This window comes from Chryseobacterium sp. PMSZPI (genome assembly GCF_002835665.1).
Lineage (GTDB): Bacteria > Bacteroidota > Bacteroidia > Flavobacteriales > Weeksellaceae > Chryseobacterium.
The window spans coordinates 42,966-64,151 of record NZ_PIZV01000062.1; the positions used below are offsets into that span (position 1 = coordinate 42,966).

The 21,186-nt window shown below is 34.8% G+C and carries 25 protein-coding genes; 13 read left to right on the forward strand and 12 right to left on the reverse strand.

The features are described 5' to 3' along the window. Nucleotides 1–72 precede the first annotated feature (72 nt). The 4 genes from CW752_RS12660 to CW752_RS12675 are packed head-to-tail and all read left to right on the forward strand — an operon-like array spanning nt 73 to nt 3,324. Nucleotides 73–702, forward strand: coding sequence for an NUDIX hydrolase (locus CW752_RS12660; RefSeq protein WP_101240076.1), 630 nt, complete (start codon nt 73–75; stop codon nt 700–702). A gap of 27 nt (nt 703–729) precedes the next feature. Next, on the forward strand, nt 730–1,536 hold the full coding sequence (locus tag CW752_RS12665) for a lysophospholipid acyltransferase family protein (protein ID WP_101240077.1): 807 nt from the start codon (nt 730–732) through the stop codon (nt 1,534–1,536). A 6-nt stretch (nt 1,537–1,542) separates the two neighbouring features. Further along, nucleotides 1,543–1,980: a hypothetical protein gene (locus CW752_RS12670; RefSeq protein WP_101240078.1), complete on the forward strand. Its 438-nt coding sequence runs from the start codon at nt 1,543–1,545 to the stop codon at nt 1,978–1,980. Between the two features lie 6 nt (nt 1,981–1,986). After that, the gene (locus tag CW752_RS12675; protein ID WP_101240079.1) at nt 1,987–3,324 is read left to right on the forward strand and encodes a UDP-N-acetylmuramate--L-alanine ligase; all 1,338 of its coding nucleotides are present in this window, start codon (nt 1,987–1,989) and stop codon (nt 3,322–3,324) included. A 62-nt stretch (nt 3,325–3,386) separates the two neighbouring features. Here CW752_RS12675 and CW752_RS12680 read toward each other — a convergent pair whose 3' ends face one another. The 3 genes from CW752_RS12680 to CW752_RS12690 all read right to left on the reverse strand — a co-directional run bounded on the left by CW752_RS12680 (nt 3,387) and on the right by CW752_RS12690 (nt 5,982). Next, the gene (locus CW752_RS12680; protein ID WP_101240080.1) at nt 3,387–3,824 is read right to left on the reverse strand and encodes a hypothetical protein; all 438 of its coding nucleotides are present in this window, start codon (nt 3,822–3,824) and stop codon (nt 3,387–3,389) included. Nucleotides 3,825–3,872: 48 nt separating this feature from the next. After that, nucleotides 3,873–4,934: an NAD(P)H-dependent flavin oxidoreductase gene (locus CW752_RS12685; protein ID WP_101240081.1), complete on the reverse strand. Its 1,062-nt coding sequence runs from the start codon at nt 4,932–4,934 to the stop codon at nt 3,873–3,875. Between the two features lie 172 nt (nt 4,935–5,106). Further along, the gene (locus CW752_RS12690; RefSeq protein ID WP_101240082.1) at nt 5,107–5,982 is read right to left on the reverse strand and encodes an aldo/keto reductase; all 876 of its coding nucleotides are present in this window, start codon (nt 5,980–5,982) and stop codon (nt 5,107–5,109) included. A 433-nt stretch (nt 5,983–6,415) separates the two neighbouring features. Between CW752_RS12690 and CW752_RS12695 the strand changes: the two genes are divergently transcribed. Then, a complete protein-coding gene (locus tag CW752_RS12695) occupies nt 6,416–6,850 on the forward strand; it encodes an acetyltransferase (RefSeq protein ID WP_101240083.1) in 435 nt (144 codons plus the stop codon). Next, entirely contained in the window at nt 6,850–7,317 is a 468-nt protein-coding gene (locus CW752_RS12700; RefSeq protein ID WP_101240084.1) for a GNAT family N-acetyltransferase, read from the forward strand. Before CW752_RS12695 ends, CW752_RS12700 begins: the two co-directional genes overlap by 1 nt. Here CW752_RS12700 and CW752_RS12705 read toward each other — a convergent pair. Continuing rightward, the gene (locus CW752_RS12705; protein WP_101240085.1) at nt 7,291–8,190 is read right to left on the reverse strand and encodes a LysR family transcriptional regulator; all 900 of its coding nucleotides are present in this window, start codon (nt 8,188–8,190) and stop codon (nt 7,291–7,293) included. The two genes, CW752_RS12700 and CW752_RS12705, sit on opposite strands and share 27 nt — an antisense overlap. 43 nt (nt 8,191–8,233) lie before the next feature. Next, complete coding sequence (locus CW752_RS12710; RefSeq protein WP_101240086.1) at nt 8,234–8,977, reverse strand: metallophosphoesterase family protein; 744 nt, start codon at nt 8,975–8,977, stop codon at nt 8,234–8,236. A gap of 433 nt (nt 8,978–9,410) precedes the next feature. Between CW752_RS12710 and CW752_RS12715 the strand changes: the two genes are divergently transcribed. The 3 genes from CW752_RS12715 (at nt 9,411) to CW752_RS12725 (ending at nt 11,792) form a co-directional block, all read left to right on the forward strand. Then, nucleotides 9,411–10,028, forward strand: coding sequence for an NAD(P)H-dependent oxidoreductase (locus CW752_RS12715; RefSeq protein WP_101240087.1), 618 nt, complete (start codon nt 9,411–9,413; stop codon nt 10,026–10,028). Further along, nucleotides 10,025–10,312 (forward strand): putative quinol monooxygenase, encoded by a 288-nt coding sequence (locus CW752_RS12720; RefSeq protein ID WP_101240088.1) that lies wholly within the window; start codon nt 10,025–10,027, stop codon nt 10,310–10,312. The genes CW752_RS12715 and CW752_RS12720 overlap by 4 nt, the downstream gene beginning before the upstream one ends. 496 nt (nt 10,313–10,808) lie before the next feature. Further along, nucleotides 10,809–11,792, forward strand: a complete 984-nt coding sequence (locus CW752_RS12725) for an aldo/keto reductase (RefSeq protein ID WP_101240089.1) — start codon at nt 10,809–10,811, stop codon at nt 11,790–11,792. A gap of 291 nt (nt 11,793–12,083) precedes the next feature. On the opposite strand, the gene CW752_RS12730 is transcribed toward CW752_RS12725, so the two are convergent. The 4 genes from CW752_RS12730 to CW752_RS12745 form a co-directional block, all read right to left on the reverse strand. After that, complete coding sequence (locus tag CW752_RS12730) at nt 12,084–12,563, reverse strand: hypothetical protein (RefSeq protein WP_101240090.1); 480 nt, start codon at nt 12,561–12,563, stop codon at nt 12,084–12,086. A 172-nt stretch (nt 12,564–12,735) separates the two neighbouring features. Continuing rightward, nucleotides 12,736–13,179, reverse strand: coding sequence for a carboxymuconolactone decarboxylase family protein (locus CW752_RS12735; RefSeq protein ID WP_101240091.1), 444 nt, complete (start codon nt 13,177–13,179; stop codon nt 12,736–12,738). 7 nt (nt 13,180–13,186) lie between these two features. Beyond that, nucleotides 13,187–13,618 (reverse strand): DoxX family protein, encoded by a 432-nt coding sequence (locus CW752_RS12740; RefSeq protein WP_185117628.1) that lies wholly within the window; start codon nt 13,616–13,618, stop codon nt 13,187–13,189. Nucleotides 13,619–13,681: 63 nt separating this feature from the next. Further along, nucleotides 13,682–14,254: a Crp/Fnr family transcriptional regulator gene (locus tag CW752_RS12745; RefSeq protein WP_101240092.1), complete on the reverse strand. Its 573-nt coding sequence runs from the start codon at nt 14,252–14,254 to the stop codon at nt 13,682–13,684. Between the two features lie 66 nt (nt 14,255–14,320). Between CW752_RS12745 and CW752_RS12750 the strand changes: the two genes are divergently transcribed. Further along, nucleotides 14,321–14,686 carry a DUF1304 domain-containing protein gene (locus tag CW752_RS12750; protein ID WP_101240093.1) on the forward strand — a complete coding sequence of 122 codons (366 nt, stop codon included), beginning with the start codon at nt 14,321–14,323 and terminating at the stop codon, nt 14,684–14,686. A gap of 444 nt (nt 14,687–15,130) precedes the next feature. On the opposite strand, the gene CW752_RS12755 is transcribed toward CW752_RS12750, so the two are convergent. Continuing rightward, nucleotides 15,131–15,508 (reverse strand): winged helix-turn-helix transcriptional regulator, encoded by a 378-nt coding sequence (locus CW752_RS12755; RefSeq protein WP_101240101.1) that lies wholly within the window; start codon nt 15,506–15,508, stop codon nt 15,131–15,133. Nucleotides 15,509–15,666: 158 nt separating this feature from the next. Between CW752_RS12755 and CW752_RS12760 the strand changes: the two genes are divergently transcribed. Together CW752_RS12760 and CW752_RS12765 are read left to right on the forward strand one after the other, a co-directional pair. Beyond that, entirely contained in the window at nt 15,667–16,656 is a 990-nt protein-coding gene (locus CW752_RS12760) for a zinc-binding alcohol dehydrogenase family protein (protein ID WP_101240102.1), read from the forward strand. A 3-nt stretch (nt 16,657–16,659) separates the two neighbouring features. Next, entirely contained in the window at nt 16,660–17,136 is a 477-nt protein-coding gene (locus CW752_RS12765; protein WP_101240094.1) for a cupin domain-containing protein, read from the forward strand. Nucleotides 17,137–17,469: 333 nt separating this feature from the next. On the opposite strand, the gene CW752_RS12770 is transcribed toward CW752_RS12765, so the two are convergent. Both CW752_RS12770 and CW752_RS12775 read right to left on the reverse strand, forming a co-directional pair. Next, a complete protein-coding gene (locus CW752_RS12770; protein WP_228401753.1) occupies nt 17,470–17,877 on the reverse strand; it encodes a thioredoxin fold domain-containing protein in 408 nt (135 codons plus the stop codon). Nucleotides 17,878–17,927: 50 nt separating this feature from the next. Further along, nucleotides 17,928–19,997 carry a TonB-dependent receptor plug domain-containing protein gene (locus CW752_RS12775; protein WP_101240096.1) on the reverse strand — a complete coding sequence of 690 codons (2,070 nt, stop codon included), beginning with the start codon at nt 19,995–19,997 and terminating at the stop codon, nt 17,928–17,930. A 121-nt stretch (nt 19,998–20,118) separates the two neighbouring features. On the opposite strand from CW752_RS12775, the gene CW752_RS12780 reads away from it, so the two are divergent. Further along, a partial coding sequence (locus CW752_RS12780; RefSeq protein WP_101240097.1) for a homogentisate 1,2-dioxygenase occupies nt 20,119–21,186 on the forward strand: 1,068 nt, incomplete at its 3' end.

The following is a 21,186-nucleotide window of genomic DNA, read 5'->3' on the forward strand; positions in this document are numbered from 1 at the left end:
ATTCGTGAATCCCCTAGGTTAATTAATGTTAAGGCTTTTATTTCTTCAAGAATATATTGTTAAATTTGGACTATGGAAAATTTTGGAAAAGATTTATTGAGAAAAATTAAAAGTGTAGAACTTCCCGGCGAACATGCCCACGGAATATTTTCACCTCCTTACCGTCCCGTTTTTACTTATGAAGAAGTGTTGGCAAAAAATCCAAAGTTTGCAGCCGTTAACATTGTATTATATTTGAAAGACAACGAATGGTATTTTCCTTTAATCCAAAGAACCATTAATGAACACGACAGACATAGTGGTCAAATTTCTTTACCTGGCGGAAAGCGCGAAGAACTGGATAAAGATTTTGCCGAAACGGCTGTTCGGGAAACCTCTGAAGAAATTGGTATAGACAAGCATTATGTAAGGATTATCCGGGAAATGTCACCCATCTATATTCCACCAAGTAACTTTTACGTATATCCATATATTTCGTATACTAAAAAGAATCCCCTTTTCGTTCTTCAGCAGAGCGAAGCCGTGGAATCTATCGAGTTTCCCATCACTTCATTTTTGAACTTGTCGGACACCCCTGAAATTATGGCACTTCCAAGTGCAGGAGGCCATGAAGTTCCTGTAATTAATTTCAATGGATATATCATCTGGGGAGCCACAGCAATGATATTAAGTGAATTCAGCCAGTTGCTGAAAAAAATGTAACTTTGCACTACCGTGTTTAATTGAGAGATGGCGAAGAAAAATATTTTCACCGATGCATTCGGAACACCTTATTTTTTAAAAAGGTTAATTATTTTTATTTTAGGATTGGTATCCTATAGACGATTCAATGGCTTTAATAAATTGAAAATAACCGGTACAGAACACCTTGTGGATCTACCGGACTCCAATGTGCTTTTTGTATCGAACCATCAAACTTATTTTGCGGATGTGGCGGCAATGTACCATGCTTTCTGCGCTGTAAATAACGGATATTTAAATACCATTAAAAATCCGATCTATCTGTTGAACCCAAAGATTGATTTTTATTATGTAGCTGCTGAAGAAACCATGAATAAAGGTATTCTTCCTAAAATTTTTAAAATTGCTGGAGCAGTCACCGTAAAAAGAACATGGAGATCTGAAGGTAAAAATGTCAACAGAATGGTAGACATGAGTGAGGTAGATAACATCATGAAGGCATTGGACAATGGCTGGGTAGCGACTTTCCCTCAAGGAACCACATCAGCTTTTGCCCAAGGAAGAAGAGGTACTGCCAAATTGGTAAAAAACCAACGCCCTATTGTAATTCCTATCAAAATAAATGGATTCAGAAGGGCTTTTGATAAAAAAGGACTCCGTGTAAAGGTAACCGGTGTGAAACCTACCATGGAATTTAAAGCTCCTTTGGATATTGATTATGATAATGAAAAAGCACCGGAAATTTTATTGAAAATCATGACTGCCATTGAGCAGACAGAAGATTTCAATATATTACACAGTTATGATGAAGAACTTAAAGCTAAAAAATTAGAACAAAAGGACTCAAATAATTAAGTAATTATGAAAAGAATAATAGGAATCTTATTCGCAATCATAGTATTAGTTTCGTGCAACAGCCAAAAAGTATATTCGGATTTTGATATCAGCTATTCGAAAAGTGGAGGCTATGCTCCTGTATATGAAAATCTTCTGATCAAAGGTAATAATGTACATTATTCTTTTGAAGGCCAGGGAAAAAAATATAAGCAGGACTTTAAAATTTCCAACGAAGATTTAAAGAAACTGGATCAAACTCTTTCTCAGAATAATTTCAGAAGAATTCAGGAGGACCGTAAAAAGCTTTACGACAATATTTCAACGTCTATCAATATCAAGAAAGGTCCTAATGAAGGAAGTAAAACAGACGCCAGTATGATTACTTCCAATTATCAAACCAATTGGAACAATATTCTTGAGGCTTTTCAGCAAATCATTAATACTAATGTTAAAAAACAGTAAATACAATTGAAAACCCACTTTATTGCCATTGGCGGAAGCGCCATGCACAACCTTGCCATTGCATTAAAAGATAAAGGATACCAGGTTACAGGTTCAGATGATGCCATCTTCGAGCCCTCAAAATCCAGATTGGAGAAAAAAGGAATATTGCCTCAGGAAATGGGATGGTTTCCGGAAAAAATAACTCCGGATATTGATGCTGTCATTCTTGGGATGCATGCCCACCAGGACAATCCCGAGTTGGCAAGAGCAAAAGAACTGGGATTAAAAATATATTCTTATCCGGAATTTCTATACGAGCAATCCAAAAATAAAACCAGAGTGGTCATTGCAGGTTCTCATGGGAAAACAACCATTACTTCTATGATACTACACGTTTTGAACTTCCATCAGAAAGATGTGGACTTCATGGTGGGAGCACAATTGGAAGGTTTTGATTGCATGGTTAAGCTGACTCAGGATAATGATTTCATGGTATTGGAAGGTGATGAATACCTATCCTCTCCTATTGACCTTCGTTCAAAATTCTTGCTGTATCAGCCTAATATTGCTTTGATGAGTGGTATTGCATGGGACCATATCAATGTTTTCAAAACATTTGATGATTATATCGACCAATTCAGAAAATTTGTAGCAAGCATTACTGCAGGTGGTGTCTTAGTATACAATGAAGAAGATCCGGAAGTGGTAAAAGTAGTGGAAAACGCTGAAAATTATTTCAGAAAAATCCCATACAAAACCCCTGAATATGAGATCAACAATGGTAAAGTATATTTAAAAACTGAAATGGGAGATGTTCCACTTTCTGTTTTCGGAGCCCACAACCTATTAAATATGGAAGGGGCCAGACATATTTGCCAACAATTGGGGATTATGGATGAAGATTTCTATGAAGCGATTATGAGTTTCAAAGGAGCCTCTAAACGCCTTGAAAAAGTAGAAAGAGAAGACAATGGGACTCTTTATAAAGATTTTGCCCATGCACCAAGTAAAGTGAAAGCTGCTGTAAAAGCGTTCATAGAGCAATTTAAAAACGAAAAGAAATACGGATTTCTAGAACTTCATACCTATTCCAGCTTAAATCCTGCTTTTTTAGAGCAATATGATCATGCTATGGATGGATTGGATGAAGCTATTGTTTTCTATTCTGAAGATGCATTAAAGATTAAAAGAATGGAGCCTATATCTCCGGAATTCATTAAAGAGAAATTTAAAAATGATAATTTAAGAGTATTCACTAATGCTGAAGATCTTCATAACTACTGGAATACTTTAGATAAAACCAATGGTGTTTATTTGATGATGAGTTCAGGAAACTTTGGTGGTCTGGATCTGGCTAAATAGGTAATCTACAGCTTGATATAAAATAAAATTCCTTTCAAAAACATGAAAGGAATTTTTATTTTTTATTTGACTCTTCTGAAATACCTTGTTGTCACATCTTTTTTTCCATCTCCATCCCAGTCGGTATTATGATCTTCCGTTATCAATTCAGTAGGAGTTATTTTGGTGACAATATACGCTTTACCATGCGTTAGTTTTTTAGTCTCTTTATCATATGTATATTTTCCATTTTTGTGTATAGTAGGTGCACATGCGCCATCTTTACTTTCGTAATTCACAATATTCACTTCAGTTTCATTATACTCAACAGTATTTTGGGATTCACAACCGTTAGGGTAAAGAGTTTGTGTTTTATTATCATAAGTAGTATAAAAATCACCTTTATATTGATTCCAGGTTCCAATAATTAAAGAGGCTTCATCTTTTTTAGGACTATCATCATCCCTACTGCATGATACCATTGCTGAAAGTACAGCAGATGCTAGAAATAATTTTTTCATGATTAAAGTTTAAATTGTATTTAAAGCCCGAAGGTAATACAATTTTATTTACTTCCCTTCTGTTTGAAGTATGAGATTTCTCAGAATATGTTCCGTTGAAAGCTCACTGTAATGATGGATAGATTGCCCAACCCAGATCCCCACAAAATCGGTATTCTGTTTAGATTTTGCAGCTTTACGCAGCCCGTTTGTAAGTTTATTCTGATAAGGATAAGGCAAAATATATTCAGACCCTTCAATCAGCTCAATGAATTTATTTTTCAAACCCCTGGCATATCTCCCTGAAAAACTTTTCGTTAAAATAATTTCATTCTCCTGAACCTTTTTAAGTCTTTTCTTTTCAAAAGGCTCTAGAGCACTTTCCTGAGAAGCCAACAGAATATTTCCCACCTGAAACCCCTGCGCTCCCAATTCTTTTGCCGCCTGCAAAGTTTTACCATTATAAATTCCGCCCGCATAGATCAATGGAACCTTAACATGATCAGACACCTGTGATAATAATGATAATCCCCCGATCTGAGGAACATGATCAGGATCAAAAGTTCCTCTGTGGCCACCTGCTTCCGTTCCTTGCACACAAATAATATCGATTCCCGATTTTTCTAAAATCAATGCTTCATTCACAGAAGTACAGGTACCGATTAGTGTTACTCCTTTCTCTTTTAATTTCTCAATACTCTGATCATCCAGATTACCAAAAGTAAAACTTAAGATCTTACAGTTTTCCTCAATCACTACATCTACCAATTCATGATAGGAGCTCACTTTAAGGTCTTCCAAATAAGGAAGCTTTACATCAATATTATTTTCTTTGGCCAGCTGCTCCAAAAACTGTCTGGTTCTTAGAAATTGATCTTGTAAAGCATCTGTAATTTCCGGAATTTCGTGGGCAAAAATATTGACAGCAAAAGGTTTATCCGTTAATTTCCTAGTTTCTTTGATCAGAAAAATCGATTCGTCTGCTGAAAGATCAGCTACAGCCAAAGACCCAAGGCAGTCCGCACGAGTTGCTGCTGCAACCATCTCTACAGTACTCACTCCAAACATCGGAGCTTGAATGACAGGATATTTTATTCCTAATCTTTTACTAATGGTTTCCGGCCAATGCATAAGAATTATTTTTAATTAAAAAAGGTACAAAAAATAAGAACACCTCACTTGCAACAGGAGATGACATTCCTCATTATGGATACAATAGAAATCCCACAGATCTCGCAAATTTCACAGATCAAAAATCTGCATTATCTGTGAAATCCGCGGGAGCTATCTTAATATCTTATTTTTAAATATCTGCTACAGCATTCAGCATTTTCTGCTCCCATTCCGGATCTTTTGGATCAAAAAACAATCTTTTTCCGGTATCCAGAGAGCGAACGATATTCATCTCATCCCCTGTCAGTTCAAAATCAAAGACATTAAAATTTTCTTCAATTCTAGAAGGTGTTACAGACTTTGGAATCACTACAAATCCTTCCTGCAAATGCCACCTCAAAATTACCTGAGCTACCGTTTTACCATATTTTTCGGCAATTGCTTTCAGATCAGTATTATTCAATAGATTGGTATTTCCGTTCCCTAATGGACTCCACGGCTCAGTTACAATATTATTTTCTTTGTTATATACCTGCAATTCTTTTTGTTGAAACACCGGATGCAGTTCAATTTGGTTAATGACAGGTAAAATCGCAGAATTAGCTTTTAATTCTTCTAATTTTTCAATCGTAAAATTGCATACCCCGATAGCTTTAATCTTTCCTTCCTGATACAATTCTTCCAAAGCTTTCCAGGTCCCTAAGAAATCTCCATATGGCCAATGGATAAGATACATATCGAGATAATCCATCTGTAAGCGGTTCAATGTTCTTTGAAAGGCAGCCTTAGCTTTTTCATATCCATGATCCTGAACCCAAACTTTTGAAGTAATAAAGAGATCATTTCTATTGACTCCGCTATTTTTCACACCGGCTCCTACAGCAGTTTCATTTTGGTAAATAGCTGCTGTATCTATCATTCTGTATCCTGTTTGAATTGCTTTGATGACAGCATTCTCACATTCTTTCAAATTCTCCATTTGCCAAACTCCAAATCCCAACGCAGGAATATCTACTCCATTATTTAAAGTGACTACAGGTTGACCTGCATAGATTTTCTTTTGCATAAGTCTTTATTTTAATTATTAATATAAAGTGATTAAACAAATTTGCGATAAAAAATCGAAACTCTAGCTTACCAATTTTACTGTTTTCCCGTTAAAAAATTTCATTACACAATACAACAATTTTATCTCACATTGATTTTGCTGATTGTACTGATATTTATGGAAATCTGCTTAATCAGCCAGATTTGCGAGAGAATTATTCTTATTGCTATGAATTCACGAATGATTATTTTTACGCATACATGCCATCCCCCTATAGTTTGGAAAAAATATTAAAGGATTCTATACGTAGTTTTATGGATAATTTTATTCATGAATTTGTGGCAAAAAATAAGCATGATGAAAATAATTCCTTTGTACCTTCATCAATTCATACCTTCTTCACCCTAGCTTTAAGTCCCTATTTTCCTTACTTTTGTATAAATTTCAAATCATGTCACAACATATTAGACTTGCTACTCCTGAAGATTATCCAAGAATCATGGAAATTTGGGAATCGGCTGTAAAGGCTACCCATGATTTCCTTGCTAAAGAGGATTTTAACTATTTTAAAGAAGCTATTCCAAAAGATTATCTTCCTCATCTGGAAGTCTATCTGATCACGGAAAATAATGAAGCCCAAGGATTTGCTTCTGTCGCTGAAAGTAACCTGGAAATGCTTTTTATCCATAATGATATCCGTGGAAAAGGATATGGAAAGGCTCTTTATCAATTTATGAAAGAAAAAACAGGCCTCACCAAAGTAGATGTCAACGAACAAAATCCACAAGCGATCGGCTTTTATGAAAAAATGGGGTTCAAAAAAACAGGAAGATCAGAGAAAGATGGTTCCGGAAAAAATTATCCATTAATCCATATGAGTTTGTAATGCAAAATTTCACTTTCAAGAAAATGGAATCAGGTTCGGAGATTCCCTACAAACTACTTCTGTTGGCAGATGAAACTATTGAAGCCATTGATCAGTATATCTTCACATCCGAAATTTATCTTTTGCATGACCACCAACAAGAAATTGCTGTGATGGCTTTACACAAAAACTCTGAAACAGAATTGGAAATTAAAAATATTGCCGTTATTGAAAGCTACAGAAGTAAAGGTATTGGCAGTATTTTGATTCATAAAGCAAAAGAAATTGCACGGGAAAATCATTATAAAACACTGACTGTCGGAACCTCAGATACAGGATTCCAACAGATCAGATTTTATGAGAAAAACGATTTCATTACAACAGGAATTCGTAAGGATTTTTTTATTAAAAATTATCCGGATCCTATTTATGAAAACGGTTTACAGATGCGCGATATGATTTTACTTACCCATCATCTTACGGAATAGATCTTTGATATGGTCTATTTCCGTTTGATAATTGGTCTTTTTTCTACATCCGAAATACAGCGTATTTTCAAGCTTTTTCTTTCCTTCCCAGATCAGCTTTATTTCTCCACTTTCGATTTCATTTTTGCATAGAAAATCAGGAACAACAGCCAAACCTGCCCCTCCTTTTAGACAACGAATAATTGAATTAAGGTTGGGAACAATATAATTTGGACGGAAGTTTGGTTTATGTCCAAAATTGAGTGTCCAGAACTGAAAAAGATGCTCCATATCTCCGGTCGTTCCGTACCATTTTTCATTCTTCAGCCACTCCTCTATCTGCTCGGCATCTTTTGTTTTCAATACTCTATTGAAAGCTGCTGTATCAACGTCTTTTCCGCCAACCAGAATGATCTGTTCGGAAGAAAATGCTTCATGTTCAATATTAGGAGAAGATCCTTTTTTCGGAGTAATGATAAGATCCAGAATTCCTTTATCCAATTGATCCAGCATTTCAGGATATTCTCCAAAGCTGATAATCAGATTGAAAGGCAATGACGAAACATATTGCTCTAAAGTTGTCTGAAAAGTCTCAAAACACATTCCCACACTGATTGTCGGTGTAAGTTTTTCCGTTGATTTTTGAAAATTTTTCTCCACATCTTCCAATTTGGTAAGAGGCTCGGCAACCGCATTAAACAACACTTTTCCCCTCTCTGTCGGAATCATCTTTCTACCGGTTCTGTCGAACAGCTTATAACCGACATAAGCTTCCAGTGAACTTAAATGCAGACTCACTCCTGGCTGAGAAATGAATAAAGCATCAGCTGCGCCCGTCAATGTCCCGGTTTTATATATCGCCTTAAAAGTACGATACCATTCTAAATTAACCATGACTTAATTATTAATATTATAATGCAAATTTACAAAATTATTATTATAATAATATATTTTCATTTCTTAAAAACGATGCATAATAATCAGGAATCCCGCTTTCCTGTATCTGACGGGCGGTTTCTTCAATCGGATAATCTAATTGTATAATCTCAGGATTAATTTCTTCTTCGTGTAAAGTCAGTGTTAAATAAGAAGCTAATCTGTTTTCCTCTCTTGAACGACCTACAGAGCCGCAATTAACAGCCCATTTCTTATTATCAAATTGTTTTTTAAAAGATAAATGGGTATGTCCCATCACAATCAAATCAGATTTTGAATCTTCCAACATCTGTGTAAAAACCTCATCATTTTCCGATTCGTATAAATAAGTATCATTGCTTTCCAGGCTAGAGTGAACCAATTGAATATTCCAATGTTTCTTACCTATTTTATAATTGAGCTTCATATGAAAAGGAAGTTCGGAAAGAAACTTTTTGTTTTCTTTTGTAATATGTTTTTTAGAATGATCAATAGCAATAAGCCTGGCATTCGTTTCCTCTTCAGAATGTTTGGGTAAAGGAATGACAGGGATATTAAAAGCAATTCTTTCATCGTGATTTCCCATCAGACAGGGAATATTCAAGCTCTTTATCTTTTCTATTACTTCATTACCCCATGGAGCAAAATCAACCAAATCTCCCAAACAAAATTTATGTTCAATTCCCTTCTCTTCCATGTCCTTCAATACCGCTTCCAAAGCAGGAAGATTTCCATGTACGTCACTGAAAACTGCTATCTGTATCATTCACTGTCAATTTGTTAATCAAATTTACGAGGTGGAAAGGAATTTCAGAGGAAAGATGATATGACATTTTACCATGAAGAGGTGAATTTTTGCTTTGCAAAGCCAATCGTCAATTTTACTTCGCAAGTGAATAATAAAGTTGTTTAATCTTTATAAACCACAGAATCTTTAATTTTAAAACACTTTAGTTCACTTAAGTAAGTTTGTTTAAACGATTCCGTAGACCAGTCCACATAAGATGAAAATCAAAGATTTTCACAAAGCTTGAATGACTCCCAACTATAAAAATTGACAAGCGAAGCGAATTCACCATTCACTATATACAAATTTGAACAATATAAATATTCTGATACATTACTATAATTTATATTATTTTTATTATACAAAGTTCGATAGTAACTTTGCAGAGTAAAATTTAAACAATCATAAAAAAATGAAAAAAGTATTAATCATCAACGGAGGACAAAACTTCGGGCATTCCGGAGGAAAATATAATCAGACTATTGCAGAAAACACATTGGAAGTTCTTAAAGAATTCGATAATGTAGAAATAAAGGTTACGAATGTAAGTGAAAATTATGACAAACATGAAGAAGTTCAAAAATTTGTCTGGGCTGATTATATCATTTACCACACTCCCATCTGGTGGTTCCAGCTTCCTAACGGATTAAAAAAATATATTGATGAAGTATTCACCGCGGGTCATGCAAAAGGAATTTATATGAGTGACGGAAGAAAAGCCGAAAATCCTGAAATCAACTACGGTACAGGAGGAATGCTTGGAGGTAGAAAATATATGCTGACAACAAGCTGGAATGCTCCTGCAACAGCCTTTACACTTCCGGGAGAATTTTTTGATGAAAAAACCGTAGATGAAGGACCTCTATTTGGTTTCCATAGAATGAACGCCTTTGTTTCGTTAGAAAAAATGGAAAGTTTCCATTTCCATGATGTAGAAAAGAATGCCAATGTTGAGCGTGATATGAAAATCTACAGAGAACATGTAAGAAACGTATTTGAAAAAGAATTAAAATCTGAATTAGTATCATGAAAATTCACCTTACCGCAATTATAAAAGCCAAAGAAGAATATCAAACAGAAGTATTGGAAGTTCTTCAGAATATGGTAACAGAAACAAGAAAGGAAGAAGCTTCCGAATTGTATACCCTTCACCAGGGAATTGAAGACAAAAACCAATTTGTTTTTTACGAAATCTGGAAAAGTGAAGAAGGATTAGCACAGCATAATGAACAGCCTTACATTAAAGCCTTTGGAGATTTGGTAGATGAGAAACTTCAGGAAAAACCTCAGATTTACATTACTCATCTCATTTAAACATAAACCATAATTTTTAACCACAAAAGTCACAAAAGTTTTTAACACTTAAGTTATTTAAATGACAAACTTGACGGATAGAAAGCACACATAAGTCTTGAAAATCTTCGATTTTCTTCTATAATAAACTTACTTATTCAGTATCAATACAAACTTACTGAAGTGAACTAAAGTGTTATAAAAATCTGCATTAGTGGCTTTATTTACGAGAGAAAAAAGATTTGTATACATCTGTAAAATCTGTGGAAAATTAAGGCACAAAAGCTTTTAAACACTTAAGTAAACAGAAATTATAATGCAAACCGTGGAAAAGACACTTAAGTTTTGAAAAATCTCCAATTTCTCCGAATATCTCAACTGAAGGGCTGAAAATTCCCATCCTCTGGAGGGGTGGCAAAAATTCAAGGAATTTTTGACGGGATGGTTTACCAAGTATCTATAACACCTTTTACGACTTTCAAGGTTTAACACAATAACAAATTTAAAAACAAGAAAAATGGAATATAGAAAATTAGGAAATACAGATTTAGAATTATCAACCATCACACACGGAGCTTTTGCGATCGGTGGAAATATGTGGGGTGGTAATGAAAAACGGGATTCTATCAACTCTATCCACGCATCATTAGATCATGGAGTAACTTCTATCGACACGGCGCCATTCTATGGTTTCGGATTAAGTGAAGAAATGATTGGAGAAGCAATTAAAGGTAAAGACCGTTCAAAAATCCAGTTGCTGACCAAATTCGGACTGGTATGGGATGGTAGCAATAATGGAAAAGGAGAATTTTTCTTCGATGCTGAAGATGAAGGAAAGACCATTCCGGTATATAAATTAGCTTCTAAAGAAAACATCATCAAAGAAGTTGAGGAAAGCTTAAAAAGATTAGGCACCGATTATATTGACCTTTTACAACTTCACTGGCCGGACAGCACTACTGCGATCAGCGAAACGATGGAAGCTATGGAATTATTGATCCAGCAAGGAAAAGTACGTGCCGCCGGAGTAAGCAACTATAGTGTAGCTCAAATGGAGGAAGCTAACAGAACCTTGAAATTAGCCAGCAACCAAGTTTCTTATAGTATGCTGAACCGTGCTATTGAGACTGATCTTGTTCCTTATTCTTTGGAAAACGACTCAGGAATCATCGTATATAGTCCTATGGAAAGAGGTCTTTTAACCGGTAAATATTTCAAGGATAATAAATTAAAAGAAAACGACCACAGAAACGGATACTTCTCTCAGTTTGATGTAAATAAAGTAAAAACTTTCTTAGAAAAAATTGAGCCGATCGCTCAGGAAAAAGGAGCCAGCCTTTCTCAATTGGTATTAAGATGGACTACATTACAACCGGCAATTACAGTAGTATTGGCAGGAGCCAGAAATGCTGAACAGGCTATTGATAATGCAAAAGCAATGAACATCAACCTTTCCCAGGAAGAATTAATCTTCATCAACTCTGCTTTAAGCGAGATTTAATATATAGAGAGGCTGGAAGATGGAAGTATGAACATGGAGGTCCTATAAGTGACTTGATAACTTCCAGCCTTTTATTTCAAATAATAACAATCTGATAATGCAAAACTTCAATTGTTAACAGACCTCAACAACTTCTATCTTCCAGCTTCCTTTCTATTTATCAAAGGAATGTAAAACCGGAAGCCCCATGGTAAACTTCCCTATTTTTGAAGACTTACCCTTTTTCAAACAGTTAATAAATATAATCTACACTCTAAACTGGGAAATTTACCTATAAAAAAAACAATTTATTTAGAATTTTTTTTCTTCAACTGTATCAAAAAATATTTTCAATTTTTCTAATAAAACATTTTTATTCAATTGACTACCTAACAAATATTTCTTTCCATTTTTTAATACAATAAAAATACCTACGTTTCCTTTAATATTATAAGCTGTAGTTCCATTTTTCCCATATCGTAATCCCCATCCACCAAAATCAAAAAGAGGGCTATATTTGACAACGCTAATTTCTGTAATTTCATCTTTTTTAAAAGTTTTTTTTCTAAAAAAAGGGAAGTAGGAAATATCAATTTCATCCTCATGAATCGAGTATTTCAGAGTAATGAAAAAGAAAAATAAAATTAAGAGGCTTACTATTAATAATGATATTAAACTTGAAGTTGAAGTATTGTCGTAATATTTTTTTATAACAAAAATTAATAATCCAATTAATGGTAGCCAAATAAGTAATTGATTAAATTTTTGCTTTTCTTCTAATATAATTTTCATATTTTTTTAAATTTAAATTTTCGTTTTGGTATATAAATATTAAGACTACCAAACATGGCAAAAAATCAGAAATCCTTTGCGTGAAATTTTAAAATTAAACAGATCTACATATTCTAAGCCCCACAACTTCTACACTTGATCCGTCTTCACTAACGTCTATCCTTATTTTTTACTATTTTGCAATCGGAAGATGTGTACTTATTGCAATTCTGTTCCATGCATTGATGGTAATAATCGCCATAATGATTTGAGCAATCTGAGTCTCATCAAAAAATGTTCTGGCTTTTTGATAAGTTTCTTCCGTTAAACCTTTATGGCTGATTAAAGTAATTTCCTCAGTCATTGCTAAAAGCACCTGTTCTTCTTCTGTAAAGAATTCTTTAGCTTCCGTCCATCCATCCAGAATGAATATTCTTTGAGGAGTTTCACCGTATTTGATAGCATCTTTGGTATGCATATCAAGGCAGAAAGCACATTTATTAATCTGTGAAGCTCTGATTTTAATTAATTCTTTTTGGATAGGATTTAAAGAAATTGTCTGTAAATATCCCTCTAATCCAAACATTGCTTTATACGCTGCAGCATCCGTTGTTGCCATGTTAAATCGTGCACTCATTATTATATTATTTTTTGGTTAATTGATCTATACTTAAAGAATACTGTGACTGAACAGCCAATAATAGCGCCGCTGCACTTCCTACCCACACCGAGTAATTGAGTGGAGCCTTAACTCCCAATGCAATCGTCATGGATAAAGCGAAAACCAGGAGTAAGATGCTGCTTCCATAAGCTGCTATCTTAGTTTTAAAACCAACAATCAGCATCAGAGGAAAAAGTATCTCCAAAAATGTGGCAGCATATGCTGAAAAAATACTTAAAGCCTCAGGAAGAAAAAAGGTCAACTGCCTGGTATATTCCTCAAAACTGTCCATGTTCCCCCATGATGAATTTTCTTTGTTCCATAACCCAAACCGATCCGCCACCGCGGAAAGCATGGTTATACTAAGAGCAAATCTTAAAAATAATTGTGGGAATTGGTTCTTTACATCTGTCATTGCATTTACTTTTAATCACATGACAAATTTCCGGCTTCTGATCCGTAAAAAACTTAAACTGGTTTAAGAACGTAATTTCGCTTTAATTTCACTTAAATATTCCGGGGTAAAGCCAAGAAAAGAAGCTACTAAATATTGAGGAATTCTTTGAATAAACCAAGGGTACAGTGTACTGAAATGAACATATAATTCTTCTCTTGAATATTCATATAAATAACGAATTTTCCTTTCCGAAGCAGCATAAGCCCGCTGATAAATAATCCTGAAATATTTTTCCATCACAGGATGTTTTTCAAACAATAATTCCTGGCTTTTAGAATCAATCGTTAAAATGACAGACGGCTCTACAGCCTGGATATTAAAATCAGTTTGCAGCTGCCTTTCATAGGCGAATGTATCGGTAATCCACCAATTTTCAATAGCAAATTGAGTGGTATGTTCTACCCCTTTTTCATTAATAAAAAATTTCCTTAAACAACCCTCCACCACAAAATACATATGTCTGCAAATCTCCCCATCCTGCATCAGATTTTGTTTCTTTTTCACCTTCAATGTATCAAAGAATGAAAGGATTGAGATATATTCTTCTTCATTGACTGTGATAAATTTATTTAAATGTGCCTTGAAACTGTCCATTTTAAGAATTGTATATTCAAACTTAACTTTATTTTTTTAGTTTTACAATGTCAAAAACATAAAATTATGGAAGTCCTTGCCAAAATTCTGATCGCTATTGTAGCTATTGAACATCTTTATATTCTCTGGATGGAAATGTTTGCCTGGGAAACCAAAGGCAAAGAAGTATTCAAAGCAGCCCTGCCCCCCGAAATGTTCAAACCCACTAAGGGATTAGCAGCCAATCAAGGATTGTACAACGGCTTTTTATCCGCCGGACTGATATGGTCTTTTCTAATTAAAGATCAACAATGGCAAACCAATGTAGCTTTATTCTTTTTAGGATGTGTAGCTGTGGCTGGAATCTATGGAGCTATTTCTGCTACGAAAAAGATCTTTTTTGTTCAGGCATTGCCTGCAATATTGGCTATCATTGCTGTTTTACTGAAATAGATTTCTGGATATTTTATTGGAAAACGTTAGATGCATTTTTTTTCTTTTTGATACGTTTTAAGGCGCTAGATTTTATCTCCGATAAAATTGAATGCAGCTTAAAGCAGGATATTATTTTAAAATTCTTTACGCTTTGATTCTTTCCAGCAAAATTATGACTCTCGCAGATTACGCAGATTTGTAAAGATGGAAATTATATTTGTGATATTTGTGAAACAATTGGTGTTCTTTGTGTTAAAAAAAATCCCATAGATACAATAGAAAAATCTGCAAAATCAGCTTAATCTGCACATAAATAATCCCCTTAGATCTTTTTAATACAAGAGACTGGCATTGATAGCTGTTTTTATTAATACAATTCTATGTTAAAATAATCTCCCGCAGATTACGCAGATTTTTTCATCTGAGTGATCTATGGAAAGTAATTTTTAGTTTTAAAATATATCACCCCATTGAAGCTTTAATCTTCTCCCGATGAAGTATCCCCCAATTCACCAATGTTTCCGTAACCGGAAATACCGATTCTCCATATTCAGTAACAGCGTAGGTTACGGTAATTGGTTTTGTATCCTGAATAGTTCTTGTAATTAGAAGATTGGTTTCCAATTCTTTCAGTTCTTTACTTAGCATTTTAGCAGAAATTCCTTCAATACCTCTTTCCAACTTTTTAAAATGGATCTTCTGATCCGGTCTGTTGGTAAGATATCTCAGAATCATCAATTTCCATTTTCCTCCTAAAACATCCAGACTGTCTCGCATAGCGAATAGTTCTTCGGTGCAATTCGCTTCTCTTTCAATTCCGTTTTCAATAATTTTTGCCATAATAGTTTCATCAAGGTAACTAGTTACCATTTGTTAACTAGTAGCAAATATAAACTATTCCTGTTTTACATTTGTACATCAAATTAAGTTAAGAATATGAGATTGCAATGATAAAAACAGCGCTCGTATATAATCTTCCAAAAAATAAATATTTACCTATGAAAGCAATTATTTTAAATACAAACGGAATGCTTGAAGAAAGTCTCGTAGAAATACCTCAGCCTAAAAGCCATGAGATTTTAATTCAAATCAAAGCCAGTGGTTTCAATCCTATTGATTACCAAATGCTGGAAAATGAATTGGAACGAAAATTAATCAGTTCGCCAATATTAGGGCGTGAGTTATCCGGAGTTATTGTTGATAAAGGAGCAAATGTCACTCAATTTAACATTGGTGATGAAGTTTATTGTGGCAGTGGTTCCATGGGAAGCAATGGTACTTATGCAGAATATATTTCCGTTCCCGAGGCCATCGTCTCTCTTAAACCTAGAAATATCTCTTTTGAACAAGCAGCTTCCATTCCATCCGTGGGATTAACCTCTCTTCAAATCTTTAACCGTTTACAGTTAAAACCGGAAAACACCATTCTGGTCACAGGCGCTACCGGGGGTGTCGGTTCATTTCTGATCAAACTTTTATTGGCTAATAACATACGCCAAATTACCGCAACTGTTGGCAGTGAAGAAAACAAACAAATTCTTCTCAATATGGGGTTAAAAGATCATCAGATTATTAATTATAAAGAAGATCATCTCATTGAAAATATTCTAAAAGCAAACCATGATCAACTTTTTGATATCGGAATTGATTTAGTAGGAAACTATATGGCGGAAATTATCGCTGAAGTTTTAAAAATTAATGGAGCTTATGTAGATGTAACGGCCCTTGTCACTAAAGATGGCTATGAAAAACTTTTTAATAAGGGAACATTGATCATGAATATTTCGAACTACGCTTACAGTATGAGCAAAAAGTATGATTATTATCAAAACAGCCTGATTAAAATCAAAAACCTGATTGAAACAGAGATCATTGCCCCTCCGCAATATAAAACAATCGGCAATCTCTCCTTAGATACGGTTTTACAAGCACATTCTATATTAAAAAATAACCAAACCCAAGGCCATAAACTTATTATGAAACATTAATATATGAATAAAATACCAAGACGTGTCGTAACAGGCATCCAGGATGGAAAATCAGTCATTGTAGAAGATCAGCAGATTGAAAATGCAATCGAACATTTTCCGGGATTGATTATCTCGGATATTTGGAGTACTCAAAAAACACCTGCAAGCCTGGACTCTGAAATTAAAATCCTCAATACTGCATTTCCACAAACGCCTAAGAATGGTACTTATTTTCGATATGTAGTGATACCTCCTGATAAAAATTTAGGTATTGATTGGAAAGAAAATGAACCTCATCCCATGATGCATCAAACTTTAACGTTAGATTATATCATTATTCTTTCCGGTGAACTGTATCTGATCATGGAAGAAGGAGAAACCCTCCTGAAGCCGGGAGATATTGTCATTCAACGAGGAACCAATCATGCATGGAGCAATCGTTCTGATGAACCTTGTATACAATTGGCTGTTTTGATTGATGCAGAAGTTAAAGAGTAAAAGATTTCCCGCAGATCACACAAATTTCACAGATGAAAAAAAATCTGCGAAATTTGTGTGATCTGCGAGAGCTTTAAATAAACTGTTAATATTTTGCCACGAATGCACTAATAAAAAACGTTCACTTTCCATAAAATTTTATGTATCTATATGGTTAATTTTTTTTGGACCACATAGATAGATTGTATATGTAAAATTACACACATCATTTTATTAGTGCATTCGTGGCATTAAAATAAGCAGTATAAAATTTTATCGCAAATAAAATCCTTGCGCCTTAAAAGCTTCCACATAAAATAAAAACTTAGCGCCTTAGCGTTTTCCAACAATAATTTACAAAGCAGAAATTTCCAACAGTTTCTGCTTCATTTTTTCAGGAGTCATCTGCCCTTCCTGATAATAAATCAAATTTTGGTTTTTATCCAGGAAAACCCACAATGGGTAAACCGGTTGATTTTTATTTTTTGACAGAGCCAGGGCCAGCTCATGAATTCCCGAACTTCCATTGGATAAATAGTCAAAATCCTGTCCCTGAAAATGAATTTTCTCCTTCGTTTTTTCTGCTTCAAAATTAATAAAATAAAAACTCTCGTTGATCATGGCAACCAGATCCTTATCCCTATTCAACCGAAACGATTCAATCTTACAGATGGCGCACCAATCCGTATAAAGATGAATAATAACAGGTTTTGATCTTTGATTTTGCAGAACCTCTATTTCAGAAAAAGTGCCTGTCTTCATCTGAGACAGATAAAAACAGGGCACAAACATTAAAAATAAAATAAAAGTTCTCACTTCAAAGTATATTTTACCCCAAGAAACCCTCTAATGCGTTGCATAGGTGCATAACCGTAAGCCGTATCGAAAGTATAATGGTTGGGATTATTGATTGGATCATCAACATGTTTATCAAATGGATCAAATGGCCTCATCAAAGGATCTTTAGGCGTAAAATTGAATAGGTTTTTAACACCGCAATACACCTCAAATCCTGATTTAAAACTCTTTGAAACCTGAATATTAGCCAAAGAATAAAACGGCGAGTATTCAGGACGATAATCATTAGGTAATACAGGAAGTCTCATTGGACCATAGAATTGTCCGGTAAAATCTACCGTTAGGCTATTGGGAAATTTATACGTCAGATTATACGTTCCACTCCATTTTGGAGCATGTAGTTGCTGTGTTTTTTGATTTTCATCATCATATTTCTGGTACACATCAAGATAGGTTACTCCTAAATTAACACTCAAAGGAAACTGAAATGTAAAGTCTACATTTAAGGAAGCACCTCTGGAAATTCCATAACCATGAAGATTATCATAAATAATTTTATTAGGATCAGAATCAAAATCACCAACGATTTTATTACTGAAGTAGGTATAAAATGCCGACGCATCAAGATGCAGCATACGAGTACCTACCGGGATTTTCCAGATATAATTCAAGTTTCCGTTTACTGATCTTTCCGGCTGAAGATCCGACTTTACAACAACTTCCCGGGAACCCGTCAAAGCAGCATGATCTTCTGTGAATAAATTAACCACCCTAAATCCTGTTCCAAAATTGAAACGCAAAGTATGATAAGGATTCGGGGAAAACTTCCATGCTAGTCTGGGGGAATGAACCGAATGATGAACTTTATCATAATCATAACGGTAGCCTAGCAACAAAGTATTTTTTTCATTAATCTCCCATTGATCCTGGATAAACGCTCCCCAAATAGGAGATTTCATCGGAGCATTGGTTATCCCGTCTGACGCCAGAGTTCCCGGTGTGTTGTCATCGTAATATGTTCTTTTAAAAGTCAGCCCGGCTGTGATATCGTGTTTACCAAAACTTCTGTCCCAATACGTTTGTACAAAGGCTACTTTTTGTAATGCATTAAACGGATTAGCTCCATAAAAAGAATTCTGGTCATGATAATTATAAGAGAACTGAGTAACAATATGTTCTTTCATCGGCCATTCGTACAATCCGAAAACTTCAGCACGATTGGTATAAATACTTTCGCCATATACCTCATCACTTCCTCTGAAAGATTTATTCCACTGCATTTCACCTCCGAAACGGTCTTCATATAAATATCTCATGGCAAAACTTGCCTGTCTGTTATCTTTTCGTTGAAAATTCCATTTATTAAAAACAGAAATTCTGCTCTGTAAAGTGGTATCTGTAAAATTATCTTTGTTCTGATCAATCCTTTCCTGGAAACTGAAATAATTTAAGCTTAATAACGAAGCTGCTTTCTTCCCGACATTGAATTTGGTGGAAAGGTCAAGATTATTCTCTGCCCATGTGCTGGTCATCATATCTACGCTCAGCTTAGGAGCTGTCAATGCATTTTTGGTGATAATATTGATCACTCCTCCCATTGCTTCAGAACCGTAAATAGAAGAGGCTGGACCTTTTACCACTTCTATCCTGTCTACCAAACTATTTGGAATCCCGCTCAATCCATATACTGTAGAAAGAGAACTTACGATGGGCATCCCATCAATCAAAATCATCGTATAGGGACCTTCCAGCCCGTTGATATGGATATCTCCGGTGTTACAAACCGAACAATTCAGCTGAGGTTTCACCCCATTTACCATTGCTATAGCTTCAAAAATACTTGGCGTCGGATTCTTCTGAAAAAATTTTTGACTGTAAATTTCAACTGCTACAGGACTTTTCGATCTGCTGACCGGTTTTATGGTTCCGGTAACCACTACATCATCAATATTACTAGTCTTCATTTCTTTTTTGAAAACCCTGGCAGAATCTGTGTTTTTGTTTGCAGATAAACTCAAACTATCTGTTTCCTGGGCAAAACAATACGACGATAAAAAAGTAATAGAAAATAATATTCGCTTCATGAAATAAAAATTGTTAGACAAAACTAACAATTATTTTTTAACTACAAAACATTCATCGAAATATTGGTGATATCAATTCGTGAAAAATGATTAAATTTGAGAAACTACATATGAAAGTAAAATGAGATATCATCTAGCGGGAAACATCCCACCAAAAAGACATACAATCTTCAAGTCTCCGGAAGATAAATTTTACTATGAACAGCTTTTCGGAACTGAAGGCTTTCATGGCATATCTTCCCTATTATACCACATTCACCGTCCTACACAAATTAAATCTATTGGAGAACCTAAAGATGTAACGCCAAAAATTGCTGTTGAAAAAAACATCACTCCAAGAATGTTTAAAGGAATGAATGTCACTCCGGAAGACGACTTTATGGACAGCCGCAAGATTCTTTTGATGAATAATGACCTCAAAATGGGATTGGCCAAGCCAAGAAAATCGATGGATTATTTTTATAAAAATGCGGAGTGTGATGAACTTTTATATGTCCATCAGGGAAATGGAGTTCTAAAAACATTTGTAGGAGATCTTGAATTTGTAACCGGCGACTATCTTATCATTCCGAGAGGAACCATTTACCAAGTAGAATTAAAATCTGACGACACTGTATTTTTTGTGCTTGAAAGTCACTCTCCGATCTACACACCAAAGAGATATAGAAATGAATTCGGCCAGCTTTTAGAACATTCACCGTTCTGCGAAAGAGATATGATTGCTCCTACTTTCAAAGAGCCTGTTGATGAAAAAGGAGAATTTTTAATCAAAGTAAAAAAAGAAAATCAGATTACAGATTTCATCTATGCAACACATCCATTTGATGTCGTAGGATGGGATGGATATTTTTATCCTTATAAATTCAATATCAAAAATTTTGAACCGATTACCGGAAGAATTCACCAACCGCCACCAGTGCACCAGAACTTTGAAGGGCACAATTTCGTAGTCTGCTCGTTCTGTGCAAGAATGTATGATTACCATCCTCAGGCCATTCCGGCACCTTATAATCATTCCAATATTGACTCTGATGAAGTACTGTTCTATACAGAAGGAGACTTTATGAGCCGTAACCATATTGACCTGATGGATTTCACCCTTCATCCGGGAGGAATTGTACACGGACCTCATCCAGGTGCTATGGAAAGAAGTATTGGTAAAAAATTCACAGAAGAATATGCCGTAATG